At 66.9% G+C, this 24,440-nt stretch carries 25 protein-coding genes and 1 pseudogene; 11 read left to right on the top strand and 15 right to left on the bottom strand.

The features are described 5' to 3' along the window. Window positions 1-3: 3 nt before the first annotated feature. The 3 genes from A5711_RS20540 to A5711_RS20535 all read right to left on the bottom strand — a co-directional run bounded on the left by A5711_RS20540 (window position 4) and on the right by A5711_RS20535 (window position 1,972). Window positions 4-402 (bottom strand): VOC family protein, encoded by a 399-nt coding sequence (locus A5711_RS20540; protein ID WP_067949800.1) that lies wholly within the window; start codon window positions 400-402, stop codon window positions 4-6. A gap of 107 nt (window positions 403-509) precedes the next feature. After that, on the bottom strand, window positions 510-893 hold the full coding sequence (locus A5711_RS26510; protein ID WP_197500872.1) for a hypothetical protein: 384 nt from the start codon (window positions 891-893) through the stop codon (window positions 510-512). A 62-nt stretch (window positions 894-955) separates the two neighbouring features. Next, window positions 956-1,972: a hypothetical protein gene (locus tag A5711_RS20535; RefSeq protein WP_067949750.1), complete on the bottom strand. Its 1,017-nt coding sequence runs from the start codon at window positions 1,970-1,972 to the stop codon at window positions 956-958. A 152-nt stretch (window positions 1,973-2,124) separates the two neighbouring features. Between A5711_RS20535 and A5711_RS20530 the strand changes: the two genes are divergently transcribed. Both A5711_RS20530 and A5711_RS20525 read left to right on the top strand, forming a co-directional pair. Beyond that, complete coding sequence (locus A5711_RS20530; RefSeq protein ID WP_067949798.1) at window positions 2,125-3,060, top strand: metal-dependent hydrolase; 936 nt, start codon at window positions 2,125-2,127, stop codon at window positions 3,058-3,060. Between the two features lie 68 nt (window positions 3,061-3,128). Then, a complete protein-coding gene (locus A5711_RS20525) occupies window positions 3,129-3,782 on the top strand; it encodes a TetR/AcrR family transcriptional regulator (RefSeq protein WP_067949748.1) in 654 nt (217 codons plus the stop codon). Between the two features lie 170 nt (window positions 3,783-3,952). Here the strand turns inward: A5711_RS20525 and A5711_RS20520 are convergent, their stop codons facing one another. The 3 genes from A5711_RS20520 to ychF form a co-directional block, all read right to left on the bottom strand. Further along, window positions 3,953-4,507 (bottom strand): VOC family protein, encoded by a 555-nt coding sequence (locus A5711_RS20520; RefSeq protein WP_067949746.1) that lies wholly within the window; start codon window positions 4,505-4,507, stop codon window positions 3,953-3,955. Window positions 4,508-4,630: 123 nt separating this feature from the next. Further along, window positions 4,631-5,206, bottom strand: a complete 576-nt coding sequence (locus A5711_RS20515; RefSeq protein ID WP_067949743.1) for a dihydrofolate reductase family protein — start codon at window positions 5,204-5,206, stop codon at window positions 4,631-4,633. Between the two features lie 39 nt (window positions 5,207-5,245). Next, window positions 5,246-6,319, bottom strand: a complete 1,074-nt coding sequence (gene ychF, locus A5711_RS20510) for a redox-regulated ATPase YchF (RefSeq protein WP_067949741.1) — start codon at window positions 6,317-6,319, stop codon at window positions 5,246-5,248. A gap of 131 nt (window positions 6,320-6,450) precedes the next feature. Between ychF and A5711_RS20505 the strand changes: the two genes are divergently transcribed. Continuing rightward, the gene (locus A5711_RS20505; RefSeq protein ID WP_197520838.1) at window positions 6,451-7,605 is read left to right on the top strand and encodes a DUF6542 domain-containing protein; all 1,155 of its coding nucleotides are present in this window, start codon (window positions 6,451-6,453) and stop codon (window positions 7,603-7,605) included. 22 nt (window positions 7,606-7,627) lie between these two features. On the opposite strand, the gene A5711_RS20500 is transcribed toward A5711_RS20505, so the two are convergent. Next, entirely contained in the window at window positions 7,628-8,626 is a 999-nt protein-coding gene (locus A5711_RS20500; protein ID WP_067210529.1) for a 4-hydroxy-3-methylbut-2-enyl diphosphate reductase, read from the bottom strand. A gap of 89 nt (window positions 8,627-8,715) precedes the next feature. Here A5711_RS20500 and A5711_RS20495 point away from each other — a divergent pair, with 89 nt between their 5' ends. The 5 genes from A5711_RS20495 (at window position 8,716) to A5711_RS20475 (ending at window position 12,349) form a co-directional block, all read left to right on the top strand. Then, window positions 8,716-9,297, top strand: coding sequence for a lipid droplet-associated protein (locus A5711_RS20495; RefSeq protein ID WP_067949739.1), 582 nt, complete (start codon window positions 8,716-8,718; stop codon window positions 9,295-9,297). Beyond that, entirely contained in the window at window positions 9,294-10,544 is a 1,251-nt protein-coding gene (gene xseA / locus A5711_RS20490) for an exodeoxyribonuclease VII large subunit (RefSeq protein WP_082975788.1), read from the top strand. The genes A5711_RS20495 and xseA overlap by 4 nt, the downstream gene beginning before the upstream one ends. Then, window positions 10,534-10,770, top strand: a complete 237-nt coding sequence (locus A5711_RS20485) for an exodeoxyribonuclease VII small subunit (RefSeq protein ID WP_067949737.1) — start codon at window positions 10,534-10,536, stop codon at window positions 10,768-10,770. Before xseA ends, A5711_RS20485 begins: the two co-directional genes overlap by 11 nt. 61 nt (window positions 10,771-10,831) lie before the next feature. Further along, a complete protein-coding gene (locus A5711_RS20480; protein ID WP_067949735.1) occupies window positions 10,832-11,932 on the top strand; it encodes an NAD-dependent epimerase/dehydratase family protein in 1,101 nt (366 codons plus the stop codon). A 54-nt stretch (window positions 11,933-11,986) separates the two neighbouring features. Continuing rightward, window positions 11,987-12,349: a VOC family protein gene (locus A5711_RS20475; protein ID WP_067949733.1), complete on the top strand. Its 363-nt coding sequence runs from the start codon at window positions 11,987-11,989 to the stop codon at window positions 12,347-12,349. A gap of 16 nt (window positions 12,350-12,365) precedes the next feature. On the opposite strand, the gene A5711_RS20470 is transcribed toward A5711_RS20475, so the two are convergent. From A5711_RS20470 to A5711_RS20460, 3 genes are read right to left on the bottom strand one after another with little or no spacing between them, the layout of a single operon-like run. Then, window positions 12,366-13,919 (bottom strand): carboxylesterase/lipase family protein, encoded by a 1,554-nt coding sequence (locus A5711_RS20470; RefSeq protein ID WP_067949731.1) that lies wholly within the window; start codon window positions 13,917-13,919, stop codon window positions 12,366-12,368. 15 nt (window positions 13,920-13,934) lie between these two features. Then, entirely contained in the window at window positions 13,935-14,732 is a 798-nt protein-coding gene (locus A5711_RS20465) for a dienelactone hydrolase family protein (RefSeq protein ID WP_067949729.1), read from the bottom strand. Between the two features lie 13 nt (window positions 14,733-14,745). Beyond that, on the bottom strand, window positions 14,746-15,444 hold the full coding sequence (locus A5711_RS20460; protein WP_067949727.1) for a DUF4245 domain-containing protein: 699 nt from the start codon (window positions 15,442-15,444) through the stop codon (window positions 14,746-14,748). Window positions 15,445-15,499: 55 nt separating this feature from the next. Between A5711_RS20460 and glpX the strand changes: the two genes are divergently transcribed. From glpX to A5711_RS20445, 3 genes are read left to right on the top strand one after another with little or no spacing between them, the layout of a single operon-like run. Further along, window positions 15,500-16,552, top strand: a complete 1,053-nt coding sequence (glpX, locus tag A5711_RS20455) for a class II fructose-bisphosphatase (protein ID WP_067949725.1) — start codon at window positions 15,500-15,502, stop codon at window positions 16,550-16,552. Window positions 16,553-16,590: 38 nt separating this feature from the next. Then, window positions 16,591-18,003, top strand: coding sequence for a class II fumarate hydratase (locus tag A5711_RS20450; RefSeq protein ID WP_067949720.1), 1,413 nt, complete (start codon window positions 16,591-16,593; stop codon window positions 18,001-18,003). A 15-nt stretch (window positions 18,004-18,018) separates the two neighbouring features. Continuing rightward, window positions 18,019-18,945 carry a hypothetical protein gene (locus A5711_RS20445; protein ID WP_067949718.1) on the top strand — a complete coding sequence of 309 codons (927 nt, stop codon included), beginning with the start codon at window positions 18,019-18,021 and terminating at the stop codon, window positions 18,943-18,945. Between the two features lie 10 nt (window positions 18,946-18,955). Here A5711_RS20445 and A5711_RS20440 read toward each other — a convergent pair whose 3' ends face one another. The 5 genes and pseudogenes from A5711_RS20440 to A5711_RS20420 all read right to left on the bottom strand — a co-directional run. After that, on the bottom strand, window positions 18,956-20,410 hold the full coding sequence (locus A5711_RS20440) for an adenylate/guanylate cyclase domain-containing protein (protein ID WP_067949716.1): 1,455 nt from the start codon (window positions 20,408-20,410) through the stop codon (window positions 18,956-18,958). 85 nt (window positions 20,411-20,495) lie between these two features. Further along, the gene (locus A5711_RS20435; protein WP_067949713.1) at window positions 20,496-21,371 is read right to left on the bottom strand and encodes a polysaccharide deacetylase family protein; all 876 of its coding nucleotides are present in this window, start codon (window positions 21,369-21,371) and stop codon (window positions 20,496-20,498) included. Between the two features lie 173 nt (window positions 21,372-21,544). Then, window positions 21,545-22,846, bottom strand: coding sequence for a PhoH family protein (locus A5711_RS20430; RefSeq protein ID WP_067949711.1), 1,302 nt, complete (start codon window positions 22,844-22,846; stop codon window positions 21,545-21,547). Between the two features lie 217 nt (window positions 22,847-23,063). Continuing rightward, window positions 23,064-23,891 carry an acyl-ACP desaturase gene (locus tag A5711_RS20425; RefSeq protein WP_067949792.1) on the bottom strand — a complete coding sequence of 276 codons (828 nt, stop codon included), beginning with the start codon at window positions 23,889-23,891 and terminating at the stop codon, window positions 23,064-23,066. A gap of 97 nt (window positions 23,892-23,988) precedes the next feature. Next, window positions 23,989-24,440 (bottom strand): annotated as a pseudogene (locus tag A5711_RS20420) (serine hydroxymethyltransferase); the annotation flags it as partial.

Here is a 24,440-nt window from a genome sequence, read left to right as displayed (position 1 = left end):
CAGTCATATTCCGAACTTGGCACGGGCCTCGTCCGTAATCGGGGTGAACAGGTTGACAAGATTCCCGTCGGGATCGCGCAGAAGCAGCGCGCGGTTACCCCACGGCATCGTGGTTGGCGTTGTCACCACCTCCCCGACGCGCTCATGGAGCCGCTCATATTCCGCGTCGACGTCGTCGACCATGAACTCCACGATCGCGCTGCGGTTGGCGGCCGGCTCGGCCGATCCAGCCGCAAACAGCGGAACGGTCTTGTCGCTGCCGATCGCCAGCGTGCCAACCGGCGTCGGGATTTCGGCGAAAAGCTCGTTGCCCCACACGGCGGGGCTCTCGGTGACCGTCTCGTAGAAATCGACGAGACGCTTGACGTCGGCGGTGATGATGCGGGTGGAAACGAACTTCATGGAGCCCTCCTGGCGGCCGTGGCGGTGCACGTTAGTGCGACGAGGGCATGCTAAGGAGCCATACCGACAAGATGCCCGCCTCAAAGGGCGAACTACAGCGCGTTCCCTCAGGCGGGCGTCCAGATTCCGTTGTTCCAGAACCCCCAATTGCCCGGGCCAGTCGGATTCCACATCAGCTGAGCCCCCGGTGCCGATGCCGGTTGGGGTGGCGCCGGGGGCGCCCACACCGGCGGTGGACCCCAGGGGCCCGCACCGGCCGGGAAACTCTGGCCCGCCGGACCTTGCCAGTCGTGGCAGTGGTTCCAGTCCCAGTCGTAGACCTTGCCCCAGCTCGGGTCCCACGGATTGCCCGGGCACCAATGCGAGGTCGGGGCCGGGACGGCCTGGGCCACGCCACCCGCCAGCCCTAAAGCCGACAGCACCAACGCACAACCCGCCACGATCCTCGTAGACCGCCGGACCAACGGTTCCGCCCGCTCGACATTCGCCATCTGTCAAGCATGGTCGACTTAAGACCCGTCCGCTAGACGGCGAGGTCAAGGTTTTTGACGCATCAGGCCACGGCTTGAACTGCCTGCCCGGCCAGTTCACGGGAGCCTCCGCGGGTGGCAATCCAAGGGAACGATGCAAGACCGCTCACCACGATCAGGCCCACGGCCTGAACCAGGATGTACTGGGTAAGACCGCGTTCGTAGACCACGTTGGCGATCACCATCGCCCCAAGGCTTGCCACGTATAGGACGACCAGACCGAGGGTGAACGGTTCGAATGACGGATTAGCTTTGGCAGAGCGCAGTGCGGTCACAGTGACCGCGCAGTAGCCGACCACGAGCATCACGACCACAGGCCACTGACGTCCGCCGAGCGCGGTGACGACGGTGACCGGTGACATCAGGATGGGCCCGGTCACCAGGACCATCAGGGCTGCGAGCGGTGGAAAAGCGCCCATTGCCTTCGCATTCGACCATCGTGCGATACCGCTACCGGCCAAGCCGTCGATTCGGGGTGCGGCCCAAAGCATGATGTAAATGAAGACGGCGTCCCAGATGCCCTGCCAACAGAGATCGAGCAGGGGCCAGCCGACCCAGAACTGGAAGTACTCAAAGTTTGGATTCCAGGTCCACCACACGACGTGGCGCAGGTTGCCCTCAATGATGTAGGGGGCGTCAAGCGCGATCATGAATAGCCCACCGGTGACGGCTCCCTGCCAACGCTTTTCGGTCCCGATCGCCTCGACGACCTTGAAACCGGTGAACAGAAAGACCGGGTAAAAGATCACAACGTACGCGGGCATCATCGTGGTGCCGTGCCACAACGGGAAGGCAGGCCAGTTGATCATCAACATGAAGTCGCCCTGCTTGTACATGTTGAGTGTGGCCATCCCGACCAGTTCCAGCACGAGCCCGTAGATTGCCGCTGCCGCCAGCAATGCGCAGTAGACGCGCCTTCCGCGGCGGAACTGGACGACGCTGTACGCCACTGCCGCCAGGAACATGGTCAGCAGCATGATGTCGCACAGATTCGTCTGCCAGGGAAGACCGGCGGGGCTGTTGAACACGATCAGGTTCATCTGGACACCTGCCATCTGACTAGACGTTTTGTGTATAACGTATGGTTCTAGGGCCTGGCCGTCAAGGCTGACCGGCGTCGCCCCAGCATAACGCCATACATCTATGCATCATTGTCTTGTCACTGGCGATCTTGGCCGCTAACGTCGACGCCATGACGGAGCTACAGGTGAGGCGCGTTCGCTTCGACTTCGCGAGCGCCGATGTCCCGTTCAACTGGCAGCCGGAGCGCCCCGCGTTTGCAATGCAGTGCAATGCCATTTCGTTCTTCGCGCCCGGCTTCGAGAAACTCATCGTCGACGCGACGCGGGAAGCCATACCGCTGATGCGGGACCCGGCCACGGCGGAGGAGGCAGAGTCTTACTTGCGTCAGGAGGCACAGCACTCAGCCGCTCACCAAAGCCATATCCGTGCGCTGATCCGACGTTGGCCCGGCTTGCAGGAAACGATGGCCGACGTCGTGGCCTCCTACGACCGCCTCACCGCCACCAAGCCGCTCGCCTGGCGTCTCGCTTATCCCGCAGTTGTCGAAGCCACGTTCACGCCCTACTTCAAAGTCTTCCTCGACCACGAGGACAAGCTGTTTCGGGCCGGGGACGAGCGAGTAGCGTCGCTGTTCCTCTGGCACTTTGTCGAAGAAATCGAGCATCGCAGTTCCGCGCTCATCGTCTACAACGCCGTGCACGACAGCTATCTGTATCGCGCAAAGACGATAGTCGGCGTGCTCAGGCATATGAATGAGATCCTGGGGATCATCTCCAGCGGCTTTCAGAAGCATGTGCCGAAGGAGGACGGCGGCGATCTGGGCCAACTATTACCAAATGGGCTCTCCGCGAAGGCAGTTCGGGCCGCACTGGGGGCCGCGCATGCGCTTACTCGACCGGGCCAGTCGACCTACGCGGGTGTGCCCAAAAGGGAAGTCCTCGCCATGATCGCCGGTCTGATCCGCTCACAGGGTCCGCGCCACACTCCTGAACACGAGATCATTCCCGAATTCGCCACCAGATGGATCCAGCGGTACGCGGAGGAACCGAAGAGCGCGGCGCGTTGGTACTCCGTCGGGGCCGTAACTGGCTTGGACGGTCGATGATCGTTAACACATTTCGCCCCAACGCATCCAGCGCTCGCGCGGCCACCACGCTGCCCTAGAGTTCAACCATGCGTAGCCACGGATGGGCGGGCAACGCCCCAGCGAGTGACGAAGAGGCCATCGACAGGATCCTCGACGTGGCCGACGAGATCATCGCCGAACAAGGATCCTCGATGCGGCTCACCGACGTGGCGCGCACCTTGGGCGTCACCCGGCAGACGGTCTATCGCTATTTCCCGGGAACCGAGGCTCTCATGATCGCCAGCGCGATGCGCTCGGCCCACGGTTTCCTCGACCAGCTCGCCGAGCATATCAGCGGACTCACCGAACCCGCCGCGGCGCTCGTCGAAGGTGTCGCATTCGCTGTCGAAAGCCTTGCCGGAGAACGCCAAATCGAACGCCTGTTGAGAAGCGGAGCGCCAGAAGGTCATACGGTGTCCCTGACCTCCGACACAGCTCGGGCGTTCTCCCGCTCGATGCTGCATCGTCTCGACGTTGACTGGGACATGCACGGATTCGACGAAGCCGCGCTCGACGAGCTCGCCGAAATGGGCCTACGCACTTTGCATTCGATCCTTGTCGACCCAGGCCAGCCGCATCGAGACGGTATCGAGTTGCGCAGGTTCATTGCCCGCTGGCTCGGCCCCGCGATCATCTATCCGCGCCTGGCTCAAGTAGTGGATGCACTGACGTATGGCGCCGCTCCGACTCGGCAGCCGTGACATCCTGGCGGCACCCCATTCGCCTTATTTGTCCTAGACGGAACGCAAGACACGCGTTACACGACTGTCGCATCGCAACTGCGGAGTGACAACGCCACGGTCGTTTCGGTGCCATCAAGCTGTTCTGACACGTTGACGCCACCTGGGTTGGTAAGCGGATCTGCACCGCGTCACCGCCGGCTGGGCAGGGTTCTCCGCGCCTGGGAGACAACGCCCGGCACGGTGTTGGCCAAGTCTGGCCGACTTCCCGCGAAGGCACGAATTGCGCGATAGAACGACCAAATTTGGCGCGGTGTAGGGACTTTCGGCATCCAAGCCAATTCCCAGTGGATGCCGTTTATCGGGTCGTCGAAAAACACGGCATAGTAGCCGGGCCAGTATTGTGGGTACTCCTTCGGCTCGTCCGTGACCGGGACATCTCGACCGATCAGGAATTCCCGATGAAAACGGTCGACCTCTGCCCTACTGCGTGCCCACAACGCAATGTGGTTGATCCCGACCGCCTGATCCCGGTGCGTCAGCTTCCCGCCGGTACGGGCAGGCTGAATGCCGATGTAGCTGTGCGGGTGGGCATTACGCGTCATGTAATAGATCGACTGGTACTCCATGTTCAGCGATGAGAAGCTGCTGTATCCAAGCCAGCCGAACAATGCGTCATAGAACGCGACCGAGTCGTCGTAGTCCAGCACCGCGAACTCGACATGACACACACCCCGCCACCGCATCGCGCCCCCTCAACACCGCTTTACTGCGCAATCTAGTGCGCCGCCACCCTCACAATGAAGCCCCTTCTAATCTGCCGGCGCGCCACCACGTCCGATGTTGAAGCCGAACTCCGCCGCATTCAGTCACCGAGCAACGTCGCGGCCAGACAGGTAGCGCAGGTGAGCGGTGCCGTCGTCGAAAAGGCGGTGCCCGGCGAGACTCAGATCCTGGCGCATGCCGTCAGGTAGGGCACGTAGACCTGCGCCCACCATCTTCGGCACTACGAAGAACTGGAACTCATCGATCAGGCCAGCTCGGATCGCGGCGGCCGCGGTGGTGGGCCCGAAGATCTCGACTACGCCCTCGGCCTGCGCGACGATCTGCTTCAATTCGTCCAAGCGCAGGTCGGGTACCAAACGGACACGGTCCGATTCGATCTCGTGCGTCAGCGTCGACGAAACCACCACTTTGTGGATGCCTCGCCAGCGCTGGGCGAACTCCCGCTCCGCCGAGGCCCATTCTTCGTCCTCGGGATCGGTCTCCCAGTACTGCATCAGCGCGAAAGTCTTCCGCCCTAGCACTTCGGTCGACACCTCAGCCATGCGGTCGACATGCGCGGTGAACACCGGATCGCTTGGGGCCGACCACTGGAAGTCGCCGCTGCCGTCGGCAACGTAGCCGTCGAGAGACATGGTCGCGGTGTAACAGAGGGTTCCCATGGTATGTAGACCTCCGCGATCGGCAGAATTCATCGAGCCCTAGACGTTGAAGCGGAACTCCACCACGTCGCCGTCGGCCATCACGTAGTCCTTGCCTTCCATCCGGACCTTGCCCGCCGCCTTGGCCGCGGCCATCGAACCGGCGGCGATCAGGTCGTCATAGGACACGATCTCGGCCTTGATGAAGCCCTTTTCGAAATCGGTGTGGATCACCCCGGCGGCCTTCGGTGCGGTGTCGCCTTGGTGAATCACCCACGCGCGCGCCTCTTTTGGGCCGGCCGTCAAAAATGTCTGCAGCTTGAGGGTGTGGAAACCGGCGCGGGCCAGCGCGTCGAGACCGCGTTCGCTCTGCCCGATCGACTCCAGCAGTTCGGCGGCCGACTCGTCGTCAAGCTCGTTCAGCTCCGCTTCGATAGCCGCGTCCAGGAACACCGCGTCGGCGGGCGCGACCAGCTCACGCAGCTCGGCGATCCGCGCCGCGTCGGTCAGCACCGCCTCGTCGGCGTTGAAGACATACAGAAACGGCTTGGTGGTCAATAGGTTCAGCTCCCGCAGCAAGGACACGTCCACCCCCGCACCAAACAGCGTCTTCCCGCCGTTGAGCGTCTCCTGTGCCGCGGCCGCCGCCTCGTACACCGGCCTGCGCTCCTTATTGGTGCGGGCCTCCTTCTCCAAGCGCGGCAGAGCACGTTCCAGCGTCTGCAGGTCGGCCAGGATCAACTCCGTCTCGACCACCTCGATGTCCGATCGGGGATCCACCTCACCGGCCACATGGGTCACATCGTCATCGGAGAACACCCGCACCACCTGGCAGATGGCGTCGCATTCGCGGATGTGAGCCAGGAACTTGTTGCCGAGCCCGGCACCCTCGGACGCGCCCTTCACCAGGCCGGCGATGTCGACGAACGTCACCGGCGCCGGCACGGTGCGCTGGGATGCGAACAGCTCGGCCAGATTGTCCAGGCGCGGATCCGGCAGCGGAACGACGCCTTCGTTCGGTTCGATCGTCGCGAACGGATAGTTGGCCGCCAGTACGTCGTTGCGGGTCAGCGCGTTGAACAGGGTCGACTTGCCGACGTTGGGCAGACCCACGATTCCCAGGCTCAGGCTCACAGGGACCCAAGTCTAGGGGTCGGCTGCGGCACCGGCCGCTGTGGACCGTTCGTGCACGATCGTCATGGCACGCCCGGGATCCCTACGAGGTATTTACGGGGCTTTCCGCCCTTTCCCGGTACGGTCTACATGTGTCAGGACAGCGGGCAAAGTCGACGGTGGAGACCTCCCACCGCTCGATCCACCCAGATATCCCAGGTGTGCCGTGGTACGCCGCCCTGCTCCTCGCCGTTACCGCCACCGCGATCGGCTACGGAATCGACGCCGGCCACAAGGAGCTGACGCACGTCTTCGCCGGCTTCTATATAGCCGGCTGTCTGGCGGCGGTGCTGGCGGTGCGCCAGGACGGGCTTTTCACCGCGATGATCCAGCCCCCGTTGATACTTTTCTGCGCGGTGCCCGGCGCTTATTGGTTGTTCCACGACGCCAAGGTCGGCCATCTCAAAGATCTGTTGATCAATTGCGGCTATCCGCTCATCGAGCGCTTCCCGCTGATGCTGGGAACCGCCGGCGTGGTGCTGCTGATCGGGTTAGCCAGGTGGTACTTCGGGATGTCGCACGGGGCGACCGCGACGACGAAGAGCTCCGACGACGCGGAGTCCACCGACGTGAAGTCCGTCGTCGGCGGGATTGTCGCCAAACTCCGCGCGATCGTGCGCCCGGAATCCGACGAGGACGATGCCGACGAGGCGGCCCCGGCCAAGGCGCGGCGCACCCGCGGGGCCAGCTCGGCCGCGCAGGCCCGCCGCACGGCGCGCAATGATCGGACCGCCACTCGCTCCGCCCGGAACCGGTCGCGGCGTCCGCGGGAACCGCTGGACGACACGGGCGATCCGAGCGAGCGGCGCTCGACTCGGAGAGGCTCAACGAGCGCCCGGGACTACGGCGCCGCGGAACCGCCCCGCCGGTCACGGCGCCGCCCCAGGCCGGATGCCGATCCGGACGCGCGCGGCCAATCGCCTCGGGAAGGCCGTCGGGAGCCGCGCGGCCGCCGTAGCCCCTACGAACGGCCCTACGACCCGCCGAGGTCGCGTTTCGAAGGCTCGGATCGGTACGGGGACGCGTTTGACCCGCCCGGGGAGCGTTTCGGCCGCTACGACAGCTACGACTCCGCCTACGAGCCGAGGCGACGCCGCCCCGCGCCGAACGGCAACGGGACGCATCACCCCATCTCGCAGGTGCGCTACCGGGGGGCCGGCGCACCAGAGGAGGCCGAGCGGCGGAACCGCTCACGGGCATACGGCCGGCCTCAGCGACCCCCGACGGAATGGGAATACGACGGCTGAGCGCCAACCGGCGCCCGACGTGTCAGAGCAGTGACCGGATCTCGCGCGGCAGCGCGAACACCAGGGTTTCCTGTGCCGTGGTGACCGGTTGCACCACGTCGTAGCCGTAATCGGCGAGCCGCTCCAGCACACCTCGCACCAAGACCTCGGGGACGGACGCACCGGAGGTCACGCCGACGGTGGTCACCCCTTCCAGCCATGCGGGCTGGATATCGTCGGCCCAGTCGACCAGGTGGGCGGCCGCGGCGCCGCCGCCCAGCGCCACCTCGACGAGCCGCACCGAGTTCGAGGAGTTCCGTGAACCGACGACGATCACCAGCTGGCACTCCGGGGCCATCGCCTTGACGGCGACCTGCCGGTTCTGCGTCGCGTAACAGATGTCGTCGCTGGGCGGATCCTGCAACTTCGGGAACCGCTGGCGCAGCCGGTCGACGATCTCCATGGTCTCGTCGACCGACAGCGTGGTCTGCGACAGCCAGACCAGCTTGTTCTCGTCCCGGACTGTCACGTTGTCCACGGCGGCGACCCCGTCGACGAGCTGGACATGGTCGGGCGCCTCGCCGGCGGTCCCGATGACCTCCTCGTGGCCCTCGTGGCCGATCAGCAGGATGTCGTAGTCGTTGCGGGCGAACCGCCTGGCCTCGTTGTGCACCTTTGTCACCAGCGGGCAGGTGGCGTCGATGGTGTGCAAGTTGCGTGCGGCGGCCGCGGCGTGCACCGTGGGCGCGACGCCGTGCGCGGAGAACACGACGATGGAACCCTCGGGGACCTCGTCGGTCTCCTCGACGAACACCGCACCGGCCTTTTCCAGGGTGGTGACCACGTGCCGGTTGTGCACGATCTCGTGACGCACGTACACCGGCGCGCCGTGCTTTTCCAGCGCGCGCTCGACCGTCTCGACGGCTCTATCCACGCCCGCGCAGTAACCACGCGGCTCGGCCAGAAGCACTCGCTTACGGGCTGGATCGCTGGCTACCGAGCTGGACGCGCCGGGAATTCCCATGTCGACAGTCGGCGGCATGACACCCAGGGTACGTTCTGCGGACACGGGCTTGCCAGCTCGCGCCGGCGGGCTTGGAGTTAGCCGTCGCTTAAGGCAATCTTGGACCCATGGCTACTGCACCGTATGGAGTTCGGCTATTGGTCGGCGCGGCGACAGTCGCCGTCGAGGAGACCATGAAGCTGCCGAAAACCATCCTGATGTACCCCATGACATTAGCCAGTCAGGCGGCGCACCTTGTGATGCGATTTCAGCAGAACCTCGCCGAGCTGGCGATCAAGGGTGACAGCACCCTGGAGAACATCTTCCCGCCAAAAGACGAGCAGCCCGAATGGGCAACCTTCGATGAGGACCTGCCCGAAGCGTTCGAAGCACCTGCCGAGGAGGGTATCGGCGAGGGGGACCGCCGAACCGAGGGGCGGTTCGCGTTGTACTCGCTCGCCGACGCCGCGTCCGATGCCGCCCCCTTGAAGCAGGGCAGGAAATCTTCGGACGCGCCGGCGGTTGCGCAACCGTCGGTGGTGACCGAGTTGGACTACGCGGCACTGACGCTGGCGCAACTGCGTGCCCGCCTGCAATCGCTGAGCGTCGACGAACTCGAAGCCCTGCTGGCATACGAGCAGGCCACCAAGGCCCGCGCGCCTTTCCAGACGCTGCTCGCCAACAGGATCACCCGCGCGAACGCGAAGTGACCCCGCCCGCACAATCCGAACCGAACTCCGCCGAGAACCCATTTCCGGTGCGCGCGGTGGCAATTCGGGTCGCCGGCTGGATCGACAAGCTCGGCACGGTATGGGTCGAAGGCCAGCTCGCCCAGATCAGCGCGCGGCCCGACTCCAAGACGGTGTTCATGGTGTTGCGCGATCCGGCCGCCGACATGTCGCTGACCGTGACCTGTTCACGCGACCTGGTGGCCAACGCGCCGGTGAAACTGACCGAGGGCACGCAGGTGGTGGTGTGCGGCAAGCCGTCGTTCTACACCGGTCGGGGAACGTTCTCCTTGCGGCTCAGCGAGATTCGCGCCGTCGGTGTGGGTGAGCTGCTGGCGCGGATCGATCGGCTGCGCCGGCTGCTGGACGCCGAAGGACTCTTCGACCCCCGGCTCAAGCGACCAATCCCCTTCCTGCCCAACATGATCGGCCTGATCACCGGCCGGGCCAGCGCCGCCGAACGCGACGTGACGACGGTGGCCACCGGCCGCTGGCCCGGGGCGCGTTTCGCCGTGCGCAACACCGCAGTCCAGGGACCCAACGCGGTGGCCCAGATCGTCGAGGCGCTATACGAACTCGACCGCCACGTCGAGGTCGACGTCATCGTGGTGGCCCGCGGCGGCGGTAGCGTCGAGGACCTGTTGCCGTTCTCCGACGAGACACTGTGCCGCGCCATCGCGGCCTGCCGCACCCCGGTCATCAGCGCGGTCGGTCACGAACCCGACAATCCGCTGTGCGACCTGGTCGCCGACCTGCGCGCCGCCACCCCGACCGACGCGGCGAAGAAGGTCGTACCCGACACCGCCGCCGAGCAGCGCCTGATCGATGATCTGCGCCGGCGCAGCGCGCAGGCGCTGCGCAACTGGGTGGCTCGCGAACAGCGGGCGCTGGCCCAGGTCCGCAGCCGACCGGTGCTCGCCGAACCGCTGACGGTCCTGACGGCGCGCGCCGACGAGATTCATCGCGCACGGTCGGCGATCCGCCGCGACGTCACCCGCCTGGCCGCCGCGGAGGCGGAGCGCATCGGCCATCTGAGCGCGCGGCTGGCGACTCTGGGCCCGGCGGCCACGCTGGCCCGCGGCTATGCCGTGGTACAGGCGGTGCCGGACTCCGGGCCCCCAGTGGTGCTGCGGTCGACCGCCGACGCGCCCGCCGGCAGCCGGCTGCGGGTGCGGGTGGCCGACGGCGCGATAGCCGCGGTGAGCGAAGGGCAGACCGATGGCCGGTGAAGGCGAACAGTCAATTACGCCTATTAGTAATCTCGGCTATGAAGCGTGCCGGGATGAACTGATCGAAGTCGTCCGCCTGTTGGAGCAGGGAGGCCTGGACCTCGACGCGTCGCTGAAATTGTGGGAAAGGGGCGAGGAACTCGCAAAACGGTGTGAAGAACACTTAGCTGGCGCTCGCAAGCGGATCGAGGATGCGCTCGCGGCCGGCCAGGCGGATGACGCCTGATTTCGGCCCTTTTGCGGTACACAAACTATGACCACTTTCGAAATTGGAACACGTTTCAGTTATGCTGCGGCCCATGGCTGATGCATCACTGACCACCGAACTCGGCCGCGTCCTCGTCACCGGCGGCTCCGGGTTCGTCGGGGCCAACCTGGTCACCACGCTGCTGGAGCGCGGCCACCAAGTGCGCTCGTTCGACCGGGCGCCGTCGCCGCTTGCGCAGCACCCGCAACTGGAAGTGCTCGAGGGCGACATCACCGACACAGCGATCTGCGCCCAAGCGGTGGACGGCATCGACACCGTCTTTCACACCGCGGCGATCATCGATTTGATGGGTGGCGCGTCGGTGACCGACGCATACCGGCAGCGCAGCTTCGGGGTCAACGTCGGCGGCACCGAGAACCTGGTGCACGCCGGGCAGGCGGCCGGGGTGAAGCGATTCGTCTACACGTCGTCCAACAGCGTCGTGATGGGTGGCCAGAACATCCCCGGCGGGGACGAGACGCTGCCCTACACCAACCGGTTCAACGATCTGTATACCGAGACGAAGGTCGTCGCCGAGCGGTTCGTGCTGTCGCAGAACGGCATTGGCGACATGCTGACCTGTGCAATTCGGCCCAGCGGGATCTGGGGCCGCGGTGATCAGACGATGTTCCGCAGGCTGTTCGAAAGCGTGATCGCCGGCCACGTCAAAGTGCTGATCGGCCGCAAGTCCGCTCGACTGGATAACTCGTACGTGCACAACCTGATTCACGGGTTCATCCTGGCCGCCCAGCACCTCGTCCCCGGGGGCACGGCACCGGGTCAGGCGTACTTCATCAACGACGACGAACCGATCAACATGTTCGAGTTCGCGCGGCCGGTGGTCGAGGCCTGCGGCGTGAACTGGCCCCGGATGCGGGTCAACGGCCCGATGGTCCGCGTGGCGATGACCGGTTGGCAGCGGCTGCATTTCCGCTTCGGCATACCGGCGCCGCTGCTCGAGCCGCTGGCCGTCGAGCGGCTTTATCTGGACAACTACTTTTCGATCGCCAAGGCGCGCCGCGATTTGGGCTATGAACCTCTGTTCACCACCGAACAGGCGATGGCGGAATGCCTGCCCTATTACGTCGAGATGTTCAATCGGATGAAAAGCCAGGCGCAGCAGGCTAAGACGGCTGGGTAGCACCGCGATTCCCATTGTGTCAGCACCGGCAAACCAATGCGACAGACTGGAACCATGACGCTCCTCTGCGCCGATCCCGTCCTCGCGGTGCACGACCTTGACCGCGCGGCGGGGTGGTTCACCCGAATCCTGGATTGCACGGTGACGGAGCCCGACCCGGGCAACTGGGCGTTCTGCTCGGCCGGGTCGGTGACGTTTCGGCTCGGCCGCTGTCCTGAGTCGTTGCCGGCGTGCGACCTCGGGGACCACAGCTACATCGCGTATTTGACCGTTTCCGGAATCGACGAGTACTACAGGCGCGCTCTCGCCGAAGGAGCCGACATTCTCAAGCCCCCGACGATCGAACCGTGGGGCCGGCGCGAGATGGGTCTGCGATCGCCCGACGGGCACCGGTTCATGCTCTCGGAGCCGCTGTAACGAGGTCTTGGCGAGGCTAGCGGAAACCCACCATCTCGCTGCCCCAGGCGGCGCGGATCTTCGCATCGACATCGTCAGCGACTATGTCACGCTTGTCGATGATCAGGCAGGCGCGATCGGCCTCCCCGTAGGGCCGCCAGTCCGGCTCGCCGGCCGGGCCCGCCGGCTTTGACTGCGCAGCGAAGTTGGTCCACCGGGTGCGTATTCGCTTGGAGACCGCCTTGGCCGTCTTTCTGCCACCCAGTTTCAGCGTGGGATCCTTCGGCGCCCCGAGATTGCCCCAAACGTAAGGCAATTCGGTGGCGTGGGCGGCATTGACCAACAGCAGCTTCAGCAGTGGGGTCGCATAATCGAACCGGTACAGGTACACCGGCGCCACCCTGCTATGGCCCTCGGCCAGCCAGACCGAGGGCATCCGGAACCCGACGTCGGTTGCGATGCTCAAACTCCTTGCCCTGCGCCGCAATCGCGAATACGTCAATCCGATCTGCTCGTCGGTCGGCAATTGCAGGTCCGGTTGTTCGGCGGCGATCTGGTCGAACATCGACGTGATCGCGCGAGGCGTGATCGGCATCAGCCGCGAACGCATCAACCGGAAGAGCGCCGCCTCGTGCTTGTTGGTCCCGATGATCAAGGGGACCGGAAGCGAGCGGCCCTCCTGCACACGCTTGACGGGGTAGTCGTCCAGCAGCTCGCCATCGATGATCGGGACGAACGCCAGGAGGCCCGGATTACGCACCGGCACTTCGTCGAAGACCTCTTGGGACGCGGCGAGCAGCACCGCGGTGGGCACGTCGGGCAACCGGTGCGCGTCGACGTCGAGCCTGTCGAGGACGGTCTCGGCGACGCGCTCAGCCCTGCGCCGGTCGTATACCGATGTGGCCGGTGAACTCTGGGCGATCGCCCGGGCGAACAGCCCCTCGGCCGACGGGCTGGCGAGCAGGGTCGTCACGATCCCCGCGCCGGCGGATTCGCCGAACAGCGTGACGTTGCCGGGATCGCCGCCGAACGCCGCGATGTTGTCACGCACCCAGCCCAGTGCGGCCAGCACGTCACGCAGCCCGACGTTGGAGTCGAACTGCCGCCGCGTACTGCTGAACGACGACAGGTCCATGAAGCCGAGGGCTCCCACCCGGTAGTTGACCGTGACCACCATGACTTCGCCGTCGCCGGCCAGCCGCCGCCCGTCGTACAGCGCCTGACTGCCCGATCCCAGGACGTAGGCGCCCCCGTGCAGCCACACCATCACGGGCTTCCCGTCGCCCGGCTGCGTGCCGGACGGCGCCCAGACGTTAAGCCGCAGGCAGTCTTCGCCCTGCGGTGCGCCCAGGTCGAGCGGCATGTTGGGGAAGACCGGCTGCGGGCAGGCCGGCCCGTAGCGGGTGGCGTCGGCGACCTCGGTCCACCGCTCGGGCGGCTGCGGCGCCCGGAAGCGCAGGGCGCCGACGGGCGGGGCGGCGTACCGGATGCCCTTCCAGGTGCTGACGCGGCCTCGCGGCGAGGACGAGTCGGCGCCGCGGACGGGGCCGAAGGTGGTCTCGACCACCCGGTCACTGGTCGTAGTCGTCATGCGTGCGGCGCTTTCCTAACCGAGGCGCTGGGTGAGGAACTCGACTACCCGCTTGCGGGCCTCGTACGCCGGCTGGCCGTCGACTTCGCGGACCTCGTCGGTCAACACGGAGTGTGCCAGCTTGCTGAAACCGCCCACATTCCCCGGCCCCGAGTCGATCTCGATGACCTCGAACGCGTCACCGAGCCGCTCCTTGAGCACCGCGAACCGTTCGCGCGGCACGGCGCTGTCCTCGCTGAACCGCAGACCCATCGCGCACAGGCCGTCGTTGGCGCAGCGATCGGCCACGGCGGCCAGTTCTGATTCGCTCAGGCCGGGATCGCGCCGCCGCGCGCGCCCCAGCGGCAGCGGCACCGACGGCTGCGAAAGCACCGGGGCCAGGACGGCGTCGTCGACCGCGGCGGCCAGCGCGAAACCGCCGGTGAAGCATTGGCCGATCACGCCGACCCCCTTGCCCGGGGTCGACGCGTTGAGGTCACGGGCCAGCGCGCGCAGGAACATCGACACCGGCCGCTGCTTGTTCGTCGCGAAGGCCGCGAATTCTTTTGCCACACAAGCCCGGCTGATCGAGGAGGCGATGTAGCCGACCGTCTTGGGTTTGCCCGGCTCACCGAACAGCGACGGCATGACGACGGTGAAGCCGTTGTCCACCAGGTGATTGCCCAGGGCCAGCACACCGGGATGGATCCCGGGTATCTCGGGAATCAGCACCACCCCCGGGCCGCTGCCCTTGCGGTAGACGTCATGGGTGTAGCCGCCTGCGCTGAACGGCGCCACCGACCATCCGGACAGATCTGCTTGGGGTGCGGTCACGCTCGGCCTTCCTTCAGCGCGCGGGTAACGGCGGCTGCGATTGCGTTGCCGAGGCCAGCGTACGGAATTGATCGGTGTTGCCGGCACCGGTTATCGCGATTTGACTGGCCCCGGTCGGGCCGGTGAGCCGGGTGGTCCACACCGGCTCGGCGTCCGCCCCGCTCTGGCCGGAGCCGTTGTAGACCACCCAGTTGGTCCCGGCGACGTCGACCGTTCCGGCCGGATACGCCGACGAATGGATCGAGCCCACCAGCTTGTCCTCGTCGGCGTTGCTCTGGGTGAGGTTCAGATACATCCCAGTCGGGCTGATATAGCCGACGACCGAGGTCGCCGCGTTCAGCCGTTGACCGGTCGAGGGATCGGTGCGGCCGCCCTGGATGCCGCCGCGGCTGCCGGAGTTGGCCTGCCAGCCGGTGGGCAACTTGGGCAGCCGAATGGGAAAGCCGAGCGTCGCGGCGTCGGCCCGCAACGCCGCCGGCGCGTCGTAGGACGGGACCGCGCCCTGGTGGCTGCCGGGCTGAAACGAGCACATGCCCACCAGACCGGCCAGCAGGATGCACCCGATGACCAGCGGCATCAGTGACCAGAACATGTCACGGCCGTCCTGCAGCAACCGCGGTTTGGCCGGCCTGGCAGCCGGTCCGGCCGCCGGGGCCGGCTCGCCGGCCACCTGGGCCTCCGAGCTGGCATTCAGCGGCGGCTCTTCGGTCATCCCCCGAGTATCCCAGTTCCAGCAGACCGATCCGCTTCTGGGACAATCTCCAACCATGACAGTTAAGGGCGACCGCCCATCTGGACGGCCACGTGGTGAGGCGCCGGACCGCAACCTGGCCCTGGAACTGGTCCGGGTGACCGAGGCCGGCGCCATGGCCGCCGGACGCTGGGTGGGCCGCGGCGACAAGGAGGGCGGCGACGGCGCGGCCGTCGACGCGATGCGCGAGCTGGTCAACTCGGTGTCGATGCGCGGCGTGGTGGTCATCGGCGAGGGCGAGAAGGACAACGCGCCGATGCTCTACAACGGCGAGGAGGTCGGCAACGGCGACGGCCCGGAGTGCGACTTCGCCGTCGACCCGATCGACGGCACCACGCTGATGAGCAAGGGCATGCCCAACGCCATCTCGGTCCTGGCGGTGGCCGAACGTGGGGCGATGTTCGACCCGTCGGCGGTGTTCTACATGAACAAGATCGCCGTCGGGCCCGAGGCCGCCCACGTGCTGGACATCACCGCGCCGATCTCCGAGAACATCAAGGCCGTCGCGAAGGCGAAGAGCCTGTCGGTGCGCGACATGACGGTCTGCATCCTGGACCGGCCCCGGCACGCCCAGCTGATCGAGGACGTCCGCGCGACCGGTGCCCGCATCCGGCTGATCACCGACGGCGACGTCGCCGGCGCGATCTCGGCCTGCCGGTACCTGTCGGGCACCGACATGCTGGCCGGGATCGGCGGCACCCCGGAGGGCATCATCGCCGCCGCCGCCATCCGCTGCATGGGCGGGGCGATCCAGGCGCAGCTGGCGCCCAAGGACGACGAGGAACGCCAGAAGGCGATCGACGCCGGCCACGACGTCGACCGTGTGCTGACCACCGAGGACCTGGTGTCCGGCGAGAACGTGTTCTTCTGCGCCACCGGGGTCACCAACGGCGACCTGCTCAAGGGCGTGCAGTACTACCCCGGCGGCTGCACCACCCAGTCGATCGTGATGCGTTCGAAGTCGGGAACTGTCCGCATGATCGAGGCCTATCACCGGCTTTCGAAGCTCAACGAATACTCCGCGATCGACTTCACCGGCGACAGCACTGCCGCCTATCCCCTGCCCTAGACCCGGAACCACGCCCTTAAAGACAAGGACTGCTACCTATGGCCGACAGTGCCACCGATACCGAATACCGCATCGAACACGACACCATGGGCGAGGTGCGGGTACCCGCAAAGGCGTTGTGGCGCGCGCAAACCCAGCGCGCCGTGGAGAACTTTCCCATCTCGGGCCGGGGCCTGGAGCGCACCCAGATCCGCGCCCTGGGCCTGCTGAAGGGCGCCTGCGCGCAGGTCAACAAGGACCTCGGGTTGCTGGCACCGGAGAAGGCGGACGCCATCATCGCCGCGGCCGCCGAAATCGCCGACGGCCAACACGACGACCAGTTCCCCATCGACGTCTTCCAGACCGGGTCGGGCACCAGCTCCAACATGAACACCAACGAGGTGATCGCAAGCATCGCCGCCAAGGCCGGTGTCACGGTGCACCCCAACGACGACGTGAACATGTCGCAGTCGTCGAACGACACCTTCCCGACCGCCACCCACATCGCGGCGACCGAGGCGGCGGTGCGCCACCTGATCCCGGCGCTCGAGGTGTTGCACGAAGCGCTGCAGAGCAAGGCCCGCGAGTGGCAAACGGTGGTCAAGTCGGGCCGCACTCACCTGATGGACGCCGTTCCGGTGACCCTCGGCCAGGAATTCAGCGGGTACGCCCGTCAGATCGAGGCCGGGATCGAGCGGGTGCGCGCGACGCTGCCGCGGCTGGGCGAGCTGGCGATCGGCGGCACCGCGGTGGGGACCGGGCTCAACGCTCCCGACGGCTTCGGCGCGAGGGTGGTCGAGACGCTGATCGCCTCCACCGGCCTGAACGAACTCCGCACGGCCGCCAACTCTTTCGAGGCTCAAGCGGCGCGCGACGGTCTGGTCGAGGCCTCCGGCGCGCTGCGCACCATCGCGGTGTCGCTGACCAAGATCGCCAACGATATCCGCTGGATGGGATCGGGCCCGCTGACCGGCCTGGCCGAAATCCAGCTGCCGGACCTGCAGCCGGGCAGCTCGATCATGCCGGGCAAGGTCAATCCCGTTCTGCCGGAAGCGGTTACGCAGGTGGCTGCGCAGGTGATCGGCAATGACGCCGCGGTGGCCGTCGGCGGCTTGTCCGGTGCCTTCGAGCTCAACGTCTACATCCCGATGATGGCCCGCAACATCCTCGAGTCGTTCAAGCTGCTGACCAACGTGTCGAGGCTATTCGCCGACCGGTGCATCACCGGCCTGGTCGCCAACGTCGATCACCTGCGGGAGCTCGCCGAGTCGTCGCCGTCGATCGTGACGCCGTTGAACTCGGCGATCGGCTACGAGGAGGCCGCCGCGGTGGCCAAGCAGGCCCTCAAGGAGCGCAAGACGATTCGCCAGACCGTGATCGACCGCGGCCTGATCGGCGAGAAGCTCTCCGAAGAAGAACTGGACCGCCGCCTGGATGTCTTGGCGATGGCCAAAGTCAAGCCGGCGAAGTAGGCGGGTGCTGCAGCGATGACGGCTCCTCCCGGCGGCCCCTACGGCCAGGGCCCTTACGGAAATCCGTATGGACAGCAACCCTATTGGGGCGGCCAGCCCCAGGGCGGCCCGCCCCAGGGCGGCCCACCACCGTACCCGCCCACCGGCCCGTACCAGTATCCGCCCCAGGCGTATCCGCAAGCGGGACAGCAGTTCCCGCCCGGGCCGTACCCGCCCGGGCCCCCGCCGGGCGGCCCCGGCTCGAAGCTGCCCTGGCTGATCGTCGGTGGCCTCGTCATCCTGGCCGTCATCGCGCTCGTGGCGACCCTGGTTGTGATGCGCGGCGGCAGCCACGGCCGGTCCCCGGCCGCCGGGCCGTCGTCGACCACCAGCACCACCAGCCAACCCAAGGGTCAGCAGACCGCCACCGATTGCACCCCGAACGTGTCCGGAGGCGAGGTACCGCGAACCGACTCGATCGCCGCCGGCAAGCTCTCGTTCCCCGCCAGCTCGGTGCCGCCCAACTGGACGGTGTTCTCCGACGACCAGAACCCGAACCTGATCGGCGCCGTGGGCGTCGCCCAGGAAGTGCCCGGGGCCAGCCAGTGGATGATGACGGCGGAGGTCGGTGTCAGCAACTTCGTCTCCAGCATGGACGTCACCGCCCAGGCGTCGAAGTTGTTGCAGTGCATCGCCAACGGGCCCGGCTATGCGAACGCGCAGCCCACGCTCGGTCCGGTGAAGTCGTCGTCGATCACCGTCGACGGGACCAAGGCCGCCCGCGCCGACGCCGACGTCACGATCGCGGACCGCACCCGCAACGTCAAAGGCGACTCCGTCACCGTCATCGCCGTCGACACCAAGCCGGTCACCATGTTCGTCGGCAGCACACCCATCGGTGACAGTGCTTCCGCGGACATCATCGGCCGGATCATCGCGGCGCTGAAGGTCGCGAAGTCCTGACGCGGCCCGCCTAGGCCGGCGCCGAGACGTGGGTGGCTTCGGATCGCCCCCGCAGAACGGTGGAATAGCACTCGGCCCAATGCGCCGCCTCGGTTTCGTCCGCCCGCTCGATGGCCGCCGCGGCACACAGGATCCGCCGGTCGGCGGTCTTGGCGAGGTCCGCCAGCCGCGCGGCCTCGTTGACCGCGTCGCCGATCACCGTGTATTCGTACCGGTTTTCGGCGCCGATGTTGCCGGCGAAGACGCGGCCCGCCGAGACGCCGATGCCGAAATCGACCGGTAGCCGGCGCAGTTGGGTGCCCAGGGCGCGGGCGGTCGCCAGGGCGGCCGACGCCGGCTCGCCGGTCGGCAACGGCGCACCGAAGACGGCTAGGGCAGCATCCCCGGCGAATTTGTTGATCAGTCCGTTGTGGTCATCGACGGCGTTGACGACGATGCGGAAGAAATTGTTGAGGATCTCGGCAACCACTTGCGGGGGACGGCTTTCCGCCAGTTGCGTCGAGCCCACCAGGTCGATGTAGAGGACCGCCGCCTCGACCACGTCCCCGGACAGCGATGCGCCCTCGTCGATGGCGCGTTGGGCGACGTCCGCTCCGACGTGGCGCCCGAACAGGTCGCGCAACCGGTCGCGCTCGGCCAGCCCGGCCACCATGCGATTGAAACCCGTTTGCAGACGCCCGATTTGCGAGCGCTCATACGCACCGACGTAGGTCCCGATACGGCCGTGTTCGACCTCCGCCATCGCGTCGACCACCTCGCCGAGTGGATCGGAAATGGATCGCGACGTCAAGATCATGGTCGGAAATCCGAGCACCAGCGCCGCCAGGGACACCACCAGGATCGGCACATCCAGCGATGCGGACTTCTCGATGAGCCACCCATAAGAGCGAAGGACGACCAGGGTTGCGATCACCCCGATGGGGAAGGCGCTGCACAGAAACCACAGCAGGACCAGTCGCGCGTACACGCCTGGCACGGCCATCCGCGGCTCGCAGCCCAGCGTGGCGGCGCGCATGATGGGGCGCAGGACGCGCTGCGCCAGCAGCATCGCCGTGCCGGCGGCGGCCGGTCCGCCGAGCAGCACACCGAGCGCGATGGGCAGCAGCAGCTGCGCCCCGCCGCCCAGGTTGAGCAACATGAAGATTCCGCCGCTGACGCCCCAGGCCCCGAACAGGATCACCGACTGGCGGCCGGGCAGCTTCATCGCGGCCTCGCGCTGCTCCTGATTGGGTTCGGCGCCGGCCGCGTACCAGCGCAGCGTCGGGGCCGCGCTCAGGATCGCGGCGGCCGCGACGCCGACGATGCCCAACAGAACGAGCACGACCACCGCCGCCGTGTTGGCCCGCGCGAAATCGATGTTGGCCCCGACCGAGGTGTGGCCCCGCAATGGGATCAAGATGGCGGCCGCTTCGATGACGGCCAGGAAGTAGGACAGGGCGAGGTCGGCCCCGTATTCAATCGCCAACCGGCGGGCGGACTTTGGTTGCCCCGCCGACCCGTGCGGCCGGCGATTACGGAGCCGGGCGGCCGCGCGGGCCCACCGGCTGGTGCTAGGCACCGTTGTTCGGGCCGCCCGAGTTCTGGCCCGGGATGTCGGTGATCGGGAAGTTGGGCATCGGCTTGGGCGAGGACGTGCTCGGCAGCGGCGGGATGTCACCGGGCGGGATGTCGTGGAGTTCGTTCGCCGGCGGCCCGTTCTCACGGCCGCCGTAGCTGCTCCCCGGCGCCCGCGGGCCCAGCAGTTCGCTGACCGTCACCATCCGGTAGCCGTTGGCCTTGAGCACCGGAATGAATTGGTACACCAGGTCGACGGTGCTCGAGTAGGTGTCATGGAACAACACCACCGAACCCGGCTTGATATACGTCATCAGCATGTACCGCGTCGCCGCGGTGTTCGAGTCGTTCGCCCAGTCGAAAGGAATGACGTCCCAGAGGATTTCGGCCAGCCCGAGACGGCCCGCCGTCTGGCGCACGGCGTCGTTGGACAGCCCGCCGGCCGGTCGATACAGGTTGGGGGTCCGACCGGTGGCGGCGGCGATCGCGTCGTTGGCCTTGGAGAACTGGGAGGCGATGTCTTCGGGTGGGATCGTCACCATGTTGGGGTGTTCCCAGGTGTGGTTGCCGATCTCCATCCCGGCGTCGGCGACCTGCTTGGCCCCCGCAGGGTTCGCGGCCACCTTGTTGCCGATCTCGAAGAACGTGGCCTTTGCGCCGTTGTCCTTCAGGATCTGCAGCAGGCGGCCATCGAATGGGCTGGGTCCGTCGTCGAACGTCAGCGCGACACACTTGACCACCGAGCAACTGAGGTTGTCGGCGCGCGTCACGTGACCGGTCAGCCCCCCGATCACCAGCACCGCAACCGCTGCGACGACACCGACAACCGTGCGCCAGTAGCGCCAGGCCTGGCTGTCGGGTCTTTTCGGCACCGTCGAAGTTTACCTGCCGGTGGATCGGCGATCGGGGCGTCAACCAGGCATGCAGGGCCTTCAGTGTGCACTGGCGGCTTCGAGCTCGCCCTCAGGGCGGGTTCGGCGCGATTTCCCCACCCTGGGCGCACACCGAAAGCCCTGGACACCCACTCAATTCACATCGGGCGCCGTCACTGCGGCCCGGCGATCTCCTCGAGCATCTCGGTGACCAGCGCGGCAATCGGCGATCGCTCGCTGCGCAACAGCGTGATGTGGGCGAACAGGGGGTGGCCTTTGAGCTTCTCGATCACCGCAGCGACCCCGTCGTGCCGGCCGACCCGCAGGTTGTCGCGTTGGGCGATATCGTGCGTCAGCACCACCCGCGACCCGGCTCCCAGCCTGGACAGCACCGTCAGCAAGACGTTGCGTTCCAGCGACTGGGCCTCGTCGACGATGACGAACGAGTCGTGCAGCGACCGGCCGCGAATGTGGGTCAGCGGCAGCACCTCGAGCATGCCCCGGGAGAGCACCTCTTCCAGCACGGCCGGGCTCGCCAGTCCCTCGAGGGTGTCGAAGACCGCCTGCGCCCAGGGGCCCATCTTCTCGCTCTCGCTGCCGGGCAGGTAGCCCAGCTCCTGGCCGCCCACGGCGTACAGCGGGCGGAACACCACCACCTTGCGCTGGGTGCGCCGTTCCAGCACGGCCTCCAGGCCCGCGCACAGCGCCAGCGCCGACTTACCGGTGCCGGCTTTGCCGCCCAGCGAGACGATGCCCACCGACTCGTCGAGCAGCAGGTCGAGTGCCACCCGCTGTTCGGCGGACCGGCCGCGCAGGCCGAACGCCTCGCGGTCGCCGCGAACCAGTTGCACGCGTTTGTCCGCGTTGACCCGGCCCAGCGCGTGCGAGCTGCCGCCGAGCAGCCGAATGCCGGTGTGGCAGGGGAGGTCTCGCGCCTCGGTCAGATCGATCTCACCCTCGGCGAACAGCGCGTCAATGTCTTCGGTTGCGGTCTCGATCTCGCGCATCCCCGACCATCCGGAGGCCACCACGTCTTGCGCGTGGTACTCGTCGGCGGCCAGCCCCACGGCGGCGGCCTTGACGCGAAGCGGAATGTCTTTGCTGACCAACGTCACTCGCTTGCCTTCGGCGGCAAGGTTGGCGGCGCAGCTCAAAATACGGCAGTCGTTGTTGTCGCTGCGGAAACCGGCGGGCAGCACCGCGGGGTCGGTGTGGTTGAGCTCCACGTGAAGCGTACCGCCTTGTGTCCCAACGGGAATGGGCTGATCGAGCCGGCCGTGCAGGAGCCGGAGGTCGTCGAACAGGCGCAACGCCTGACGGGCAAACCAACCCAGCTCGTGGTGATGCCGTTTGGCCTCGAGTTCACTGATCACCACCAGTGGGACCACCACCTCGTGCTCGGCGAACCGGCTGCACGCCCAGGGGTCGGACAGCAGCACGGAGGTGTCGATCACGTAGGTCCGGATTTCGGTCACGTAGCGCTCCTCGAGCGGGATGAGCCCGCGCGGACCCGCACAGGCATGTCGGCGGGAACTGCGACACCAGGACCGGGGCCGGTCCTTCCGTTGTGGTGACGGGAGGTGCCGCCCTGGCAGCTGAGCATGACGCTGACCATCGAGATCGACGCTACTCTCGTCGCCGCTTTGCAGCAGCGCAGGCGCGCCGACGACGGGCGCCGCGCGCGAAGATCGGCTAGGCGATGACGAATTGCTTGAGGGCGGGCTCGTCGGCCACACCCCATGCGGTGATGCGATCCGAGATCGCCTGCCGCAGCTGGTGTTGGTCGAAGATGCCCGCGGCGGCAACGTTGCGCAGCTTGTCCCGATAGGAGTCGATGTCCGCGCCGGGCACCTGCAGATCGGCCGCTCGGGCCGCGATGGCCGCGATGGTCTCGTCGCGGGTGTAGGAGAGGCAGTGCTCGATCAGGTTGGAGAAGAAGAGTTCGTGTCGCCGCTCATCGCGCGCGATGCGGTCGATGAGCCCGGCCAGGATGGGCTCCTCGAGCTTGGCCGCCAGGTTCTCGCAGAAGACGGCGTGGGTGCGCTCGGTGAGCGCCATGTACACCAGGGTCTCGACCTGCGTGTAGGTGTCGGCGCGGTAGCCCTTCATCACGTACTGGACCCGCGCCTCCTCGTTGGCGGTCGGGTCGACCTCGCGGGTGACCACCAGGTACTCGCGCAGCGCGATGGCGTGCAGGTGCTCCTCCGCGGTCCACCGGCCCAACCAGCGGCCCCACCAGTCTTCGAGGATGAAGTGCTCGACGAGCTCGCGGTGGTGACCGGCCAGGTTGTCCTTGAGCAGCAGCAGGATTTCGCACGCGTCCGTGAACTCCCGGGGCAGCGTCGCATCGGACGGCTCCCAGTCACGTCCGCCGAGGAACGCGAAGTTCTCGCCCCGGTCGAACGGCACGTAGTCGTGAGCGAACCAGAGTTCCTCGGTGTTCAGGTGGCGGTCCATGTTGGCTTCGCACACCGGCTCGAGTTCCAGGGTCAGCGCGTTAGCGACAGGTTTCTGTGCCATGCGGTTACTGTAACTCGCGTACACAGGTTCGTGAAATCACCCGGCCCGTGTCGCGACAACTGGTGACTTTGGTCCTTCGCCGGCCCTTACGCCGCGTCTAGCGGTCGACCAGCGTCCAGTCCTCGAGGCCGTCGTACAGCGGGAAATCCCTGGCCAGGCGCGTCACGCGCTGCCGCAGCGTGGACAGATCCGCCCCGCTGCCCGCCGCAAGCGCGGTGGCGATGACGTCGGCAACCTCGGTGAACTCCGCATCCCCGAAGCCGCGGGTCGCCAACGCCGGCGTGCCCACCCGAAGGCCCGACGTCACCATCGGCGGCCGCGGGTCGTTGGGGACCGCGTTGCGGTTGACCGTGATGCCGATCTCGTGGAGCAGGTCCTCGGCGGCCTGGCCGTCCAGCGGTGAGTTGCGCAGGTCCACCAGCACCAGGTGGACGTCGGTGCCACCGCTCACCACCGACACGCCGGCTTTGGCGACGTCGGGAGCCGTCAGCCGGTCGGCGAGGATGCGGGCGCCGGACAGGGTGCGCTGCTGCCGGTCGGCGAACTCGG

Origin of the sequence: Mycobacterium sp. E2238 (assembly GCF_001672665.1) — a bacterium.
In the GTDB taxonomy this organism is placed as follows: domain Bacteria; phylum Actinomycetota; class Actinomycetes; order Mycobacteriales; family Mycobacteriaceae; genus Mycobacterium.
Note: the sequence above shows the minus strand (reverse complement) of the source record. Positions and strands in the feature narration are given on the sequence as shown.

Bases quoted from the DNA above. Each gene is read 5' to 3' on its own strand.
- A5711_RS20520 (WP_067949746.1), bottom strand. From the start codon at position 4,507: ATGCGGTGGCGGGGTGTGTGTCATGTCGAGTTCGCGGTGCTGGACTAC.
- A5711_RS20535 (WP_067949750.1), bottom strand. From the start codon at position 1,972: ATGAACCTGATCGTGTTCAACAGCCCCGCCGGTCTTCCCTGGCAGACG.
- A5711_RS26510 (WP_197500872.1), bottom strand. From the start codon at position 893: ATGGCGAATGTCGAGCGGGCGGAACCGTTGGTCCGGCGGTCTACGAGG.
- A5711_RS20495 (WP_067949739.1), top strand. From the start codon at position 8,716: ATGGCTACTGCACCGTATGGAGTTCGGCTATTGGTCGGCGCGGCGACA.
- A5711_RS20425 (WP_067949792.1), bottom strand. From the start codon at position 23,891: ATGGCACAGAAACCTGTCGCTAACGCGCTGACCCTGGAACTCGAGCCG.
- A5711_RS20475 (WP_067949733.1), top strand. From the start codon at position 11,987: ATGACGCTCCTCTGCGCCGATCCCGTCCTCGCGGTGCACGACCTTGAC.
- A5711_RS20500 (WP_067210529.1), bottom strand. From the start codon at position 8,626: ATGCCGCCGACTGTCGACATGGGAATTCCCGGCGCGTCCAGCTCGGTA.
- A5711_RS20450 (WP_067949720.1), top strand. From the start codon at position 16,591: ATGGCCGACAGTGCCACCGATACCGAATACCGCATCGAACACGACACC.
- A5711_RS20530 (WP_067949798.1), top strand. From the start codon at position 2,125: ATGACGGAGCTACAGGTGAGGCGCGTTCGCTTCGACTTCGCGAGCGCC.
- A5711_RS20460 (WP_067949727.1), bottom strand. From the start codon at position 15,444: ATGACCGAAGAGCCGCCGCTGAATGCCAGCTCGGAGGCCCAGGTGGCC.
- A5711_RS20515 (WP_067949743.1), bottom strand. From the start codon at position 5,206: ATGGGAACCCTCTGTTACACCGCGACCATGTCTCTCGACGGCTACGTT.
- A5711_RS20525 (WP_067949748.1), top strand. From the start codon at position 3,129: ATGCGTAGCCACGGATGGGCGGGCAACGCCCCAGCGAGTGACGAAGAG.
- A5711_RS20540 (WP_067949800.1), bottom strand. From the start codon at position 402: ATGAAGTTCGTTTCCACCCGCATCATCACCGCCGACGTCAAGCGTCTC.
- A5711_RS20445 (WP_067949718.1), top strand. From the start codon at position 18,019: ATGACGGCTCCTCCCGGCGGCCCCTACGGCCAGGGCCCTTACGGAAAT.
- A5711_RS20470 (WP_067949731.1), bottom strand. From the start codon at position 13,919: ATGACGACTACGACCAGTGACCGGGTGGTCGAGACCACCTTCGGCCCC.
- A5711_RS20480 (WP_067949735.1), top strand. From the start codon at position 10,832: ATGCTGCGGCCCATGGCTGATGCATCACTGACCACCGAACTCGGCCGC.
- A5711_RS20485 (WP_067949737.1), top strand. From the start codon at position 10,534: ATGGCCGGTGAAGGCGAACAGTCAATTACGCCTATTAGTAATCTCGGC.
- glpX (WP_067949725.1), top strand. From the start codon at position 15,500: ATGACAGTTAAGGGCGACCGCCCATCTGGACGGCCACGTGGTGAGGCG.